Genomic DNA, 13,120 nt, shown 5'->3' with positions numbered 1-13,120 from the left:
CGCGGATGCCGAACCAGCCTAGAAGCTATCCGCGCGATGCGGAAACACAAATCTTTTTGAGAAAACGCCGCGGCTTGGGGGCCGCGGCGCCTTCATTCTTCAAGCGGTCAAACTCAGTTGCAGGCCGCGACGCTGCCGGCGGCGACGCCCGCGCAGACTTCGTCCTTATTGATCCAGCCGGCGTCGATGACGAGGTTGAGATTGTCCTTGGTGATGGCGACCGGGGTCAGGAACAGCGACTTGACGGTGTTGCCGCCAGGCGTCGTGAAGTCCTTCGCGCCGGCGATGTCGGTCATCTTCTTGCCGTCGGCGAGCTGCGAGGCGATCTCGGCGGCGTTCTTGCCGAGTTCACGCGCATCCTTCCACACCGACACGGTCTGGGTGCCGAGCGCGATGCGGTTGAGCGCGGCGTGGTCGCCGTCCTGGCCAGAGACCGGCACGGTGCCGGCGAGCCCCTGCGCCGTCAGCGCCGCGACGACTCCGCCGGCGGTGCCGTCATTGGCCGCGACCACGGCGTCGACCTTATTGTCGTTGGCGGTGAGGAACTGCTCCATGTTCTTCTGGGCGTTGGCGGGCAGCCAGCCGTCCGTATAGGCTTCGCCGACATTCTTGATCTTGCCGCTGTCGATGGCTTCCTTCAGCACTTCCATCGAGCCCGAGAACAGGAAGTCGGCATTCGGATCGGCACCCGAGCCCTTGATGAAGACGTAATTGCCTTCAGGCTTCACCTTGAACACCTCGCGGGCCTGCATGCGGCCGACTTCCTTGTTGTCGAAGGTCAGGTAGAAGACGTCCTTGTTCTCGATCAGGCGGTCATAGCCGACGACCGGAATGCCCTCGTCGAGCGCCTTCTGCACCGCCGGGCCGATGGCCGAAGCATCCTGCGCAAGGATGATCAGCGAATTGGCGCCCTGCGAAATCAGGCTTTCGACATCGGTCAGCTGCTTGCCGGGATTGGACTGCGCATCGGCGGAAATGTACTTGTCGCCCGCGGCCTCGATCGCCTTCTTCATGGCGGCCTCGTCGGTCTTCCAGCGCTCTTCCTGGAAATTCGACCACGAAACGCCGATGACCTTGTCCTTCGCCTGCGCCACCGACGCCAGCGTCAGCGACATGGCGACACCCGCCAGGATGGCGACTGTGAATCTCTTCATGATATATCCTCCCTGCGCCGCGTATGGCGCGACCAAACTGGCCCGAAGGCCCGCACAAAGGCCCTATTTTTTCGAGCCTCGAAAAAACACTGATCCATCGTCGGAACACTGTCAACATCGATCCTGATGGATTTTGAGGTGCCGGGAAGCTTTTTTCGAGTCCCGCAATAAATAAATGACAGCTCCTGCCGCATCTGCCAGTATTCGGCCCATTGCCGGAGAGGTTCGAGGGGGTGTCAAGAACCGCGGCGACGGGGAGGATGTGGGAAGCATGTCGGTCGGAATCCGCCACGACGATCTGCGCCGGCGCAACCGCGCCATGGTGATTGCAGCCGTGCGTCAGGGTGGTCAGCCCTCGCGCACCGAGATCGCCGCCACCACCGGCCTCAGCCACTCGACCATCTCGGCAATATCAGCCGACCTGATCGGCGAGGGTATCCTGACCGAAGGCAAGCCGAACGAGGCTGGTTCATTGAAACGCGGCCGGCCGCAGGTCGGTCTTGGCCTCAACCCCGAGGCCGCGGCTGTGATGACCGTGGTGCTGTCGCTGAATTTCCTGTCCGTCGCCGTCATCGATTATTCCGGCCAGGTGGTCGCCGAGGAACAGCGCCGGCTGGACACGCTGACCATGTCGCGCGAGGCGCTGATCGGCGAATGCACGGCAATAGTGCGGCGGCGCCTCGAGGACCCCGATCTCGACGTCCGCAGTATTGCCCGCATCGCGCTGGCGATCCAGGGCATCACCGACACCGAAGCGCGTGCGATGCTGTGGTCGCCGATCACGCCGCAGACGGACATTCCCTTCGCCGACATACTTGAAGCCGAGTTCGGCATCCCCGCCACCATGGAGAACGACTGCAACATGATGGCGGTGGCGCTGCGCTGGCGCGACCCCGAACGCTACCGCGACGACTTCATCGCCATCCTGCTCTCGCACGGCATCGGCATGGGCCTGGTGCTGAAGGGCGAGCTGTTCACCGGCACGCATTCATCGGGAGGCGAGTTCGGCCACATGATCCATCGCCCGGGAGGCGCGCTCTGCCGCTGCGGACGGCGCGGCTGCGTCGAGGCCTATGCCGGCAACTACGCCATCTGGCGCAACGCCAGGCAGCTTGGCGAGGACGCCGAACCGGTCGCAGATGTCAGCGATGCGCAGATGCGGACACTCGCCGCGACGGCAAGGGAGAAAGACGGACCGGAGCGCGAAGCCTATCGCAAGGCCGGCGAGGCGCTGGGCTATGGACTGGGCAGCCTGTTCGCGCTGATCGATCCCGCACCCGTCGCCATGGTCGGCGTCAGCGCCGCCGCCTTCGACCTGATCGAGCCGGCCTTGCGCGAGGCCATCGCCCAGACCGCCGGCGGCCAGCATTCGGAATCGATTTCCTTCGACACCGAGCCGAACGAGCTGCCGCTCATCCGCGAAGGTTGCGCCATGCGCGCATTGACCTTCGTCGACCAGGAGATTTTCGCGCCGGGCGTGCTGGCGAGGCCCGGCGTTTCGGGCAAGAATGTAGCCTGATTTCAGTCTTCGCGGATCGCGTAGCCCGCGCCGCGAATGGTGCGGATCACGTCCGGCATGCGGCCGTTGTTGACCGCCTTGCGCAGCCGGCCGACATGCACGTCCACGGTGCGTTCATCGATGTAGATCGTCTCGCCCCAGACATTGTCGAGCAACTGGCTGCGCGAGAACACGCGGCCGGGATGGCGCATCATGAATTCCAGCAGGCGGAACTCGGTCGGTCCGAGCCGGATCTCGCTCTTCTTGCGATAGACCCGGTGCGATTCCCGGTCGAGCACGATGTCGCCGACCTTGAGCACGCTGGACAGCACTTCCGGCTTGGCGCGGCGCAGCAGCGCCTTGACCCGGGCCATGAATTCCGGTGTCGAGAACGGCTTGACCAGATAGTCGTCGGCACCGGTCGAGAGGCCGCGCACACGGTCGCTCTCCTCGCCGCGCGCCGTCAGCATGATGATCGGCAGCCTCTCGGTCTCGGGCCGCATTCGCAGGCGCCGACAGAGTTCGATGCCGGAAACCGCCGGCACCATCCAGTCGAGCACCAGGAGGTCGGGCACGTTCTCCTGGAGGCGGATCTCGGCTTCGTCGCCGCGTGTCACCACCTCGACCTGGTAGCCTTCCGATTCCAGATTGTAGCGGAGGAGCACGCCGAGCGGCTCCTCGTCCTCCACCACCATGATGCGTGGCGCGATCATCGATTGATCATCCCTGCCGTCAAGCCGCCGGCACCGACATCGCCGTCTCGTCCTGCTTCGGACGGTTGGCGGGCAGTTGCGTGCCGGTCAGCACATAATATGCATTCTCGGCAATGTTGGTCACGTGGTCGCCGATGCGTTCGAGATTCTTGGCGCAGAACAAAAGATGCGTGCAAGCCGTGATGTTGCGCGGATCTTCCATCATGTAGGTCAGGAGTTCGCGGAACACCGATGTGTATTTGACATCGATGCGTTCGTCGTCATTCCTGAGCTTGGCGAGTGCGGCGGCATCGCCGGCCGCATATTCCTCGACCACGCCCTGCACCTGGATCAGCACCAGCTGCGCCATGGAGTCGATCGAATGCGACAGGTCGCGCGGCGTGGCGGAGAGGCCGACGGAGCCGACGCGCTTGGCGATGTTCTTGGCAAGGTCGCCGATGCGCTCGAGATCGCCCGCCATCCGGATCGAGCCGACGACATGACGCAGATCGTCGGCCATCGGCTGACGCTTGGCGATGAGGGTGATGGCGCGGTCGTCGAGTTCGCGCTGGCGCGCGTCCATGATGGCGTCGTCGGAGACGACGCGCTGTGCCAGCGCGTTGTCGGAATTCAGCAGCGCCTTGGTGGCGCCGCCGACCATCGTGCCGGCGAGATCGCCCATGTCACTGATCAGCCTGCTGATCTGTCCGAGATCCTCGTCGAAGGCTGCGACTGTATGTTCGGCCATGATCCTGGTCCTCGTATGCGTGATATCAGCCGAAGCGGCCGGTGATGTAGTCCTGCGTGCGCTTCTCGCGAGGCGACGTGAAGATCTTCTCGGTCTTGTCGAATTCGACCAGTTCGCCCAGATACATGAAAGCCGTCTGGCGTGACACGCGCGCCGCCTGCTGCATATTGTGGGTGACGATGACGATCGTGTAGTCGGCCTGCAACTCGTCGATCAGTTCCTCGATCTTGGCGGTCGACAGCGGATCGAGCGCCGAGGCCGGCTCGTCGAGCAGGATGACCTCCGGCTTCACCGCCACGGTGCGGGCGATGCAAAGACGCTGCTGCTGGCCGCCCGACAGGCTGAGGCCGCTGGCGTTCAGCTTGTCCTTGACCTCGGTCCACAATGCGGCGCGCTTCAGCGCCTGCTCGACACGGCCGTCCATCTCGGCCTTGCTGATCTTCTCATAGAGCCTGACGCCGAAAGCGATGTTCTCATAGATCGACATCGGGAACGGCGTCGGCTTCTGGAACACCATGCCGACCTTGGTCCGCAGCAGGTTGAGATCCTGCGAACGATCGAGAACGTTCTGGCCGTCGAGCAGCACCTGGCCCTCGGCGGTTTGCTTGGGGTAGAGTTCGTAGATGCGGTTGAAGACGCGCAGCAGCGTCGACTTTCCGCAACCCGACGGTCCGATGAAGGCCGTCACGCTGCGCTCGGGCAGCGACAACGTGATGTCCTTCAGCGCCTTCGACTGGCCGTAGTAGAAATTGAGGTTCTTGACCTCGATCTTCGCCTTGGCGGCTGCCTCGGTGGCAATGGTCATGTCTGGAGACAACATCTGGCTCATTTGTCCTCTCTGCGTCCGGTCAGGCTGCGCGCAAAGATGCTGAGCGCGAGAACCGTCAATGTGATTATGAGTGCGCCGGTCCAGGCCAGTTGCTGCCATTCCTCATAGGGGCTGAGAGCGAACTGGAAGATGGTGACCGGCAGGCTGGCCATCGGCGCGTTGAGATTGCTCGACCAGAACTGGTTGTTGAGCGCGGTGAAGAGCAGCGGCGCCGTCTCGCCGGAGATGCGGGCGATCGACAGCAGTATGCCGGTGACGATGCCGGAAAGTGCTGCACGGTAAGCCACTGATTTGATGACCACCCAGCGCGGCGCGCCGATCGCGGTGCCGGCTTCGCGCAAGGCGTTCGGCACCAGGTTGAGCATGTCCTCGGTGGTGCGCACGACCACGGGGATGACCAGGATGGCCAGCGCGACGGCGCCGGCGATCGCCGAGAAATGCCCCATCGGCCGCACCATCAATTCGTAGACGAACAGGCCGATGATGATCGACGGCGCCGACAGCAGGATGTCGTTGATGAAGCGCACCACGGTGGTGAGTTTCGAGAAGCGGCCGTATTCGGCCATGTAGGTGCCGGCCAGAACACCGATTGGCGTGCCGACGATAACGGCGATGATCGTCATCACCACGCTGCCATAGATAGCGTTCAGCAGGCCGCCGGCATCGCCGGGGGGCGGCGTCATCTGCGTGAACACATCAAGGGAGAGCCCGGCTGCGCCTTTGTAGACCAATGCGCCGAGGATCAGTGCCAGCCAGGCAAGCCCGATGCCCGCGGCGGCGACGCACAGCGTCATCATCACCGAGTTTCTGGTCTTGCGGCGGCGGTGAAGCGACGAGGCTGTCGACATCGGTCAGGCTCCGGTGCGGGCGTCGATGCGCATCAGCATGTAGCGTGCGATGGCAAGGATGAGGAAGGTGATGACGAACAGGATCAGGCCGAGCGCCACCAGCGAGGACGTGTAGAGGTCGCCGACGGCTTCGGTGAATTCATTGGCGATGGTCGCGGAGATTGTCGTTGCCGGCGCGAACAGCGAGGTCGAGATGCGGTGCGCATTACCGATCACGAAGGTCACCGCCATGGTTTCGCCGAGCGCGCGGCCAAGGCCGAGCATGACGCCGCCCATGATGCCGATGCGGGTGTAAGGGATGACGACGCGACGTGTCACTTCCCAGGTCGTGCAGCCAATGCCGTAGGCGGACTCCTTCAGCACCGGCGGCACCGTGTCGAACACGTCCTTGGTGATCGAGGTGATGAAGGGCAGCACCATGATGGCGAGGATCAGCGACGAGGTCAGCAGGCCGATGCCGTAGGGCGGACCGGCAAACAGGCTGCCAAGGCCGGGAACGCCATGGAAAACGCTGATGATGAAGGGTTGCACCGTCGTCTGCAGGAACGGCGCCAGGACGAACAGGCCCCAGATGCCGTAGATGATCGAAGGAATGCCGGCCAGCAGTTCCACCGCCATGCCGATTGGGCGCCGAAGTGGGCGCGGGCAAAGCTCGGTGAGAAAAATGGCAATGCCGATGCCGAGCGGCACGGCGATCAGGATGGCGATGGCCGATGTGACAATGGTGCCATAGATAGGCGCCAGGGCGCCGAATTTCTCCGTCACCGGGTTCCAGCTCTCGCTGGTCAGAAACGAGAAGCCGAAGGTCGACAGTGCCTGCCAGGAACCGGCAAACAACGAGATGGCGACGCCGCCAAGCAGCACCAGCACGAGAATGGCGGCGGCGCGGGTCAGCCCATGGAAGATCGAATCGGTTAACGCGAAACGTCTGACGATGGCGTCGCGCGAGCCCTTGATGGCCGGCAAGGCTTCCTGGACAGCACTCATGTCAAGCTCGGCTCTTTGTGTTGAGAAAAAGGAGCGCCGCGTGAAGCGGCGCTCCTTCGGGTGATGTTACTCGCCAGCGTAGACCGGCTTGCCGCCGGCCTGGATGTCGGCCTTCCACGAAGCCTTGATCAGGTCGACGACACTGTCGGGGATCGACACATAGTCGAGCGCCTTGGCGGTTTCCTTGCCGTCCTTGTAGGCCCAGGCAAAGAACTTCAGCGCTTCGCCGGTGGCAGCGGCATCGTCCGGAGCCTTGTGGATCAGCACCCAGGTCGAGGCGGCGATCGGCCAGGTGGCGTCGCCGGGCTCGTTGGTGATGATGACGTTGAAGTTCTTCGCGCCCTTGAAGTCGGCATTCGAAGCGGCGGCGCCGAAGGATTCGAGCGACGGCTCGACGACCTTGCCGGCTGCATTCACCATCTTGGAATAGGACAGCTTGTTCTGCTTGGCATAGGCATATTCGACGTAGCCGATGCCGCCGTCGGTTTGCTTGACGGTGTTGGCAACGCCTTCGCTGCCTTTGGCGCCGACGCCGGTCGGCCATTCGACGGCCGTGTCCGAACCAACCTCGTCCTTCCAGTCGGGCGACAGTTTCACCAGGTAGTCGGTGAAGTTGAAGGTCGTGCCCGAACCGTCCGAGCGATGCACGACCGCGATCGCGGTCGACGGCAGGGTGAGCGAGGGGTTCAGCGCCTTGATCGCGGCGTCGTCCCAGGTGGTGATGGCGCCGAGATAGATCTGGGCCAGCGTCTTGCCGTCGAGGACGAGTTCGCCCGGCTTGATGCCCGTGAGGTTGACGATCGGCACGATGCCGCCCATCACCATCGGGAACTGCACGAGGCCGTTCTTTTCGAGGTCTGCGTCGGACATCGGCTTGTCGGTGGCGCCGAAGGTCACGGTCTTGGCGATGACCTGCTTGATGCCGCCGCCGGAGCCGATCGACTGGTAGTTGAGGCCGATGCCGGTGTCCTTCTTGTAGGTGTCGGCCCATTTGGCGAACACCGGATAGATGAAGGTCGAGCCGGCGCCGGAAAGATCAGCTGCCATTGCTGCGGAAAGGGTGAGGGTGGACGCCGCAGCCATTGCAATCGCAACGGCCGCCGAGCGGATGAAATGTCTCATGTGGCCTGCTCCTGTTCGGAAGATGGTCTCTCGGCGCCACTTCTTTCCGGCGCCCGCTGAGGCCAATAGCCTTGGATTATAACAGTCGCATGACAGTTTCATGTCAGCCCGGTAACGCGTCGCCGGCACCGGGAAAAGCACCGGTGTCGGGCGCTTCGCGGCGCGGTCCGAGTTTACCGCCGGAATCAGGGGCTTGAGCCGTTCGACGGCTGGAAGCACCCGGGATTCGACGGGGCTTTCCCAAGTGAAGAAAATCCGGACGGGAGCGCGTTGCTCGCAGCCAGAGCGTGTCATGGCCGGGCCATCGCCAAAAACAGGTCCGTTGGGGTAGAGTGACACTGTTTCTTGCAGGCGGTCGCTGCTCCCGCCCGTAACTGAGAAGAGCGGAATTCGATTTTGCTATTGTTCCGGCTGGACACCGTCTTTGATATGGCGCGATCGCACCATAGTCACTGCACGCGGAAGTAGCGGCAAATCCCCTGCTGATTCCCTCGATTTGCCTCACCGGATCCTAAATCAAGGCGACGCGGGCGCTATCCCGCGTTGCGATGGACCTGACGGCCGGCGCCGACCCAGCGCTCGACCTTCTCGAGCAGGGCCTTGGGGCTGATCGGCTTGGGCAGATAGTCGTCCATGCCCGCCTCCAGGCAGCGTTCGCGGTCACCCTTGAGCGCATGCGCGGTGACCCCGACGATCGGCACATGCGTACCGGTTTCCTGCTCCAGCAGGCGGATCGCGGCCGTCGCTTCGAGACCGCTCATCTCCGGCATTGAGACATCCATCAGGATCATGCACGGATTGAGCGTGCCGAAGGCGTCGAGTGCCTTGCGGCCGTTGCCGACGATCTCGAAACCGTACCCAGTCTCGCCGAGGATCTGGGTGAAGACCATCTGGTTCACCTCATTGTCCTCGGCCACCAGGATATCCAGCCTGTGCCCGCCCCCGGTGGCAGGCAGTCTGGGACGAACCGGCGGCGGCTGCAGCTGCGCGCGCTGCTCGGAAAGCGCCAGAGGCGACCGCGGGGTAATCTCGAGCGCCTCGCTCGCTGGCGGCTGAACGGCCTGATCGTTGGTGGCGTGGCGATGGCGCTGGATGGTCGCGACCAAGGTCTCCAGGAGTACCGAGGAGCGTGCCGGCTTTATCAACTGCGCGTCGATGCCGAGATCGCGGTAGCTGGTGTTGGCAAGCGACTGGTCGACCGAGGTCAGCATGATGATCGGCGTGTCCGCGAGGCCCTCGGTGTTGCGCACGATGCGCGCCATTTCGGCGCCGCTCATCTCAGGCATCTGATAGTCGAGCACGACACAATCCACCGCCACGCCATAGGCTGCCGCGGCGATCAGCACCTTGAGACCTTCGGCGCCGCTTTCAGCCGCGCAGGAATCGAACGTCCACGAGGTCATCTGCTCGGTCAGGATGGCGCGGTTGACGGCATTGTCGTCGACGATCAGCACGCGTGCGCCCGTCACGTCCACCGGCGTGATGCGCTGGCCGTTCTGCTGCCCGGCCCCCGGCAGCGTCACCGTGAACCAGAAGGTCGACCCCTTGCCTTCGGCGCTCTCGACGCCGATGTCGCCACCCATCAGGTCGACCAGCCGCGAGGTGATGGCAAGGCCAAGCCCGGTGCCCTCGTGGCGCCTTGTCGACGACGTGTCGACCTGGCTGAATTTCTCGAACACCAGTTTCTGTTTTTCCTCGGGGATGCCGATGCCGGTGTCGGTGACCGAGATTGTCAGCCTGGTTCCCGTCGGAACCCGTTCGCCGGTCACATCGACCAGCACGTGGCCTTCTTCGGTGAACTTCACCGCATTGCCGAGCAGGTTGGTGACGATTTGCCGGATGCGGCCGACATCGCCGATGAACAGGCTTTCGAGCCGCGGCTCGATGCGCACGATGAGCTCGAGGTCCTTTTCCTTGGCCCGCGTAGACACCAGCGTCGCCACGTCCTCGATCGCCTCGGCGAGATTGAAGGGCGCCGGGTCGAGCACCAGCTGGCCGGCATCGATCTTGGAGAAATCCAGGATGTCGTTGATGATGGTCAACAGCGCATTGCCCGATTTGACGATGATGTCGGTGAATGTCTTCTGCTTCGGGTCGAGATTGGATTTGGCCAGCAGTTCAGCCATGCCCAGCACGCCATTCATCGGCGTGCGGATCTCGTGGCTCATATTGGCGAGGAATTCCGACTTGGCGCGGTCGGCGAGCACGGCGCGCTGGCGCGCTTCGCTGAGCTCAGCCTCGCGCTGCTTCAGTTCCGTGATGTCGGTCGTCGAACCGATCAAATAGAGCGAACCGTCGGAGGCGATCATTGCGCCCTTGCGGGCGAACTGATGCCTGACGCTGCCGTCGGGAAGGCGCACCGTCTCCTCGATTTCCTGGGTCTCGCCGGTACGCAGCACGGCGAGATCGCTGGCCACGAAGGCCTCGCCATCCGGCCCGAAGATCTCGACGTCGGTGTTGCCGATCGCCTCCTGCTTGCTGAAGCCGGTGAGGTCGCACCAGCCCTTGTTGACATAGAACTGCCTGAGATCGGAGCGCTTGGCGTAGATCGACACCGGTACATTGTCGATCAGGCTGCGGAACACCTCGTTCTCGCGCATGCTCTCTTCCAGAGCTTGCTCGCGTGCCTTGACGTCGGTGATGTCGGTGCTGGAGCCGACCAGATGCACCGATCCGTCCGTGGCCACCAGGCGGCTCTTGCGCGTCACCAACTGCCGCACCGTTCCGTCACGATGGGTGACGGGCTCCTCGACCTCACGCACATTGCCGTTCGTCACGACATCGGTGTCGTCCTGGCTGAAGCCCTCTGCTTCCTCGCCGCTGAACAGCTGGCGGTCGGTCCGGCCGATGACATCGTCCTTGGCGAGACCGGTCAGCGCGCACCAGGCCTTGTTGACGAATTCGATGCTCAGGTCCTGCGCCTTGATGAAGGCGGCTACCGGCAACTCGTCCATGACATGCCGGAAGAGATCGAGCCGGCGCATCGAGTGATGAAGCGCAGCCTCGCGGCTCTTCAGGTCGGTGATGTCGACGCGCACGCCGATGAAGGTGCCGTCTCCGGTGCGCATGTCGTAGACCTGATACCAGCGTCCATCCCCATTGGGGCGCTCATAGGAGGAATTCGGCAGGCGGTAACGCGCCAGGATGCCATCAAGCCAGCGTTCGGAATCGACTTCGTAAAGGCTGTCGATTCCAGGATCGCCGCTCGACCGGAAATAGCCGACCGAATGGCCGAACTCCAGCGCTTCGCGGAAAGTGCGGCCGGGCTGCCAGAAGGGCTTCAGCGCCGGCAGCGAATCCTGCAGCCTGTGGTTGGCGAAGACGAACTTGTCGTCCCGGTCGTAGATGATAACGCCTGCCGGCAGCGATTCCAGCACGCTGGCGAGATGCTTGCGCGCATCTTCGGCTTCGGTCTCGCGCCGCTTCATGTCGGAGATGTCGAAGAGAAAGCCGGCGACATAGTCGCGGCCGCTTGCCATGCGGACGCGGTTCTTCCTGACAATGCGCGAACGGCTGGCGCCGTCGGCCTCGAAGCTTTCTTCCACTTCATATTGCCGCCCGCCGGCCAGCACCTCACGTTCGCTGCTTTCGAACAGCGCGACGTCGGCCGGCCCGAGGAAATCGCCCCCCGGCCTGCCAAGCATGGCTTGCGGCGCCTGCTTGAACAGCGCCGCGAAGGCTTCGTTGACGAAGACGAATCGCAGATTGTCGTCCTTGACGAAGATCGGATCCTTGACGCCGTTGATCACGGCCTCCGCCAGCCGCGCCTTCTCCAGTGCTTCGGCAAGTTCAGCCTCTCGGTCCTTCATGTCGGTGATATCGACGTAGGAAATGAACCGCTTGCCGCCGGCCAGCGCCGCCATCGACGAGATCAGCGTCCGGCCGTCATTGCGCGGGAACTGCCGCGATCCGGCTGTGCCGGCTCTGATTTCAGCCTCGCGTTCGGCGACATGTCGCTGCCATGTCGCGTCGTCCGAACCATAGGGGTCTATGTCGCGGCTCGCGTCCATCAGATTGCGGAAGCTGCAGCCGATCTTGGCGCGCCGGGCGTCGATCTGCCAGAAATCGTAAAAGGCGCGGTTGATGACCTCGGCACGCATGTCGGCATCGAGGACGAGGACACCGATCGGCATCTGATCGACCATGGTGCGAAGATTGGCGAATGTCTCGGCGATCTTGGCGTTGGCATTCTCGATCTCCGCGTCACGACGCTTGACCTCGGTGACCTCATAGTAGGTCAGCAGCCGCTTGCCTCCCGACAGAGCCGTGACCGAGAACATCATGGTCCGCCCGTCGGTGTGGACAAACTCCCGAGGTGCGACGGTACCGCCCCTGATCTCCTCGATGCGAGTGGCGAGGTAGCGCTGCCATTGCTCTTCGTCGATGTCGCCATAGATGCCGTTGCGGCGGTTGAGTTCCATCAAAAGGCTGAACGGCGCTCCAACCGTCACGGCCCCATCCGGAATCCTGGAGAGGTCGCGATAGGCCTTGTTGACGATCAGCGTGTCGAGCCCGGCATCCAGAAGCACGACGCCCATATGCATGGCGTCCATCGTCCGCTCGAGGTCGGCAAGATGCTGGACGGGCTCGCCGCCAGCCGGCGGCTCGATGTCCTCGAAGGCGCTGGCCAGCCCGGTGACGTTGCGGCCTATGCCGCGATAGCCGGCAAATTTTCCGTCACTGTCGAAACGCGGGAAACCTGACGTCAGCACCCAGCGGCAGTCGGGACGGCCACCCTTCAGTTCGTAGACGAAGTCGCGGAACGGCCGGTGCGCCTGCAAGTCCTCCAGATGGGCTGCCGCGCTGCGGTTGCCCTTCCTGACCTGATTGAGAAAATCGAACCGGAACCGGCCAAGCACATCAGCCGGATCGATGCCCGTCGCAGCTTGGTAGTCTTGAGAAAGCCAGGAAAAGCGAAGTTCCGCGTCGGTTTCCCAGGTCCAGTCCGAAGCCGCTTCGACGAGCTGGCGAAGCGCGCCGGCGCGATCCATGTCTACGCCGGACGATCCATCGCCGCCATGCGCGGCTGCCTTGCCGGGCTCACGCTTGCCGCGCGCGTCGATTGCTTCGTTCGATTCCGCCATGCTGTCCCCACCCCGAAAATCAAGGCCGAACCCTCCCTCCGCGGTTCGTCGGCGGAATGTGCCGCAGAAGCATTAACGATCCGCTAACCTTAACGGCGCAACCGGCCTGTTCCTGCTGCGTTATTCCGTCCGGTTGTGGCGCGCGGCAAGGCCGCGCT

At 63.4% G+C, this 13,120-nt stretch carries 9 protein-coding genes; 1 reads left to right on the top strand and 8 read right to left on the bottom strand.

Translation table 11 applies throughout. The features are described from left to right. Positions 1 to 113: 113 nt before the first annotated feature. Positions 114 to 1,154 (bottom strand): D-xylose ABC transporter substrate-binding protein, encoded by a 1,041-nt coding sequence (gene xylF / locus O7A60_RS07895; RefSeq protein WP_337105764.1) that lies wholly within the window; start codon positions 1,152 to 1,154, stop codon positions 114 to 116. A 271-nt stretch (positions 1,155 to 1,425) separates the two neighbouring features. Here xylF and O7A60_RS07890 point away from each other — a divergent pair, with 271 nt between their 5' ends. After that, positions 1,426 to 2,673 (top strand): ROK family protein, encoded by a 1,248-nt coding sequence (locus O7A60_RS07890; RefSeq protein WP_337105763.1) that lies wholly within the window; start codon positions 1,426 to 1,428, stop codon positions 2,671 to 2,673. 2 nt (positions 2,674 to 2,675) lie between these two features. Here the strand turns inward: O7A60_RS07890 and phoB are convergent, their stop codons facing one another. From phoB to O7A60_RS07855, 7 genes are all read right to left on the bottom strand, one after another. Further along, entirely contained in the window at positions 2,676 to 3,365 is a 690-nt protein-coding gene (gene phoB / locus O7A60_RS07885) for a phosphate regulon transcriptional regulator PhoB (protein WP_010911896.1), read from the bottom strand. A 19-nt stretch (positions 3,366 to 3,384) separates the two neighbouring features. Next, positions 3,385 to 4,092 carry a phosphate signaling complex protein PhoU gene (phoU, locus tag O7A60_RS07880; RefSeq protein WP_337105762.1) on the bottom strand — a complete coding sequence of 236 codons (708 nt, stop codon included), beginning with the start codon at positions 4,090 to 4,092 and terminating at the stop codon, positions 3,385 to 3,387. A gap of 25 nt (positions 4,093 to 4,117) precedes the next feature. Next, entirely contained in the window at positions 4,118 to 4,921 is an 804-nt protein-coding gene (gene pstB / locus O7A60_RS07875; protein WP_337105761.1) for a phosphate ABC transporter ATP-binding protein PstB, read from the bottom strand. Beyond that, the gene (gene pstA / locus O7A60_RS07870) at positions 4,918 to 5,769 is read right to left on the bottom strand and encodes a phosphate ABC transporter permease PstA (RefSeq protein WP_337105760.1); all 852 of its coding nucleotides are present in this window, start codon (positions 5,767 to 5,769) and stop codon (positions 4,918 to 4,920) included. Before pstA ends, pstB begins: the two co-directional genes overlap by 4 nt. A 3-nt stretch (positions 5,770 to 5,772) precedes the next feature. Continuing rightward, on the bottom strand, positions 5,773 to 6,756 hold the full coding sequence (pstC, locus tag O7A60_RS07865; RefSeq protein ID WP_337105759.1) for a phosphate ABC transporter permease subunit PstC: 984 nt from the start codon (positions 6,754 to 6,756) through the stop codon (positions 5,773 to 5,775). Between the two features lie 66 nt (positions 6,757 to 6,822). After that, positions 6,823 to 7,878 carry a phosphate ABC transporter substrate-binding protein PstS gene (pstS, locus tag O7A60_RS07860; protein WP_337105758.1) on the bottom strand — a complete coding sequence of 352 codons (1,056 nt, stop codon included), beginning with the start codon at positions 7,876 to 7,878 and terminating at the stop codon, positions 6,823 to 6,825. Between the two features lie 533 nt (positions 7,879 to 8,411). Further along, positions 8,412 to 12,962, bottom strand: coding sequence for a PAS domain-containing protein (locus tag O7A60_RS07855; RefSeq protein WP_337105757.1), 4,551 nt, complete (start codon positions 12,960 to 12,962; stop codon positions 8,412 to 8,414). Positions 12,963 to 13,120: the final 158 nt, after the last annotated feature.

The sequence above is a fragment of the Mesorhizobium salmacidum (SeqCode) genome (genome assembly GCF_037179605.1).
Classification (GTDB): domain Bacteria; phylum Pseudomonadota; class Alphaproteobacteria; order Rhizobiales; family Rhizobiaceae; genus Mesorhizobium; species Mesorhizobium salmacidum.
This window is presented reverse-complemented; position numbering and strand designations above follow the sequence as displayed.

Coding starts and splice junctions, on each gene's coding strand:
- O7A60_RS07855 (WP_337105757.1), bottom strand. CDS start 12,962: ATGGCGGAATCGAACGAAGCAATCGACGCGCGCGGCAAGCGTGAGCCC.
- phoU (WP_337105762.1), bottom strand. CDS start 4,092: ATGGCCGAACATACAGTCGCAGCCTTCGACGAGGATCTCGGACAGATC.
- pstC (WP_337105759.1), bottom strand. CDS start 6,756: ATGAGTGCTGTCCAGGAAGCCTTGCCGGCCATCAAGGGCTCGCGCGAC.
- pstA (WP_337105760.1), bottom strand. CDS start 5,769: ATGTCGACAGCCTCGTCGCTTCACCGCCGCCGCAAGACCAGAAACTCG.
- phoB (WP_010911896.1), bottom strand. CDS start 3,365: ATGATCGCGCCACGCATCATGGTGGTGGAGGACGAGGAGCCGCTCGGC.
- pstB (WP_337105761.1), bottom strand. CDS start 4,921: ATGAGCCAGATGTTGTCTCCAGACATGACCATTGCCACCGAGGCAGCC.
- xylF (WP_337105764.1), bottom strand. CDS start 1,154: ATGAAGAGATTCACAGTCGCCATCCTGGCGGGTGTCGCCATGTCGCTG.
- O7A60_RS07890 (WP_337105763.1), top strand. CDS start 1,426: ATGTCGGTCGGAATCCGCCACGACGATCTGCGCCGGCGCAACCGCGCC.
- pstS (WP_337105758.1), bottom strand. CDS start 7,878: ATGAGACATTTCATCCGCTCGGCGGCCGTTGCGATTGCAATGGCTGCG.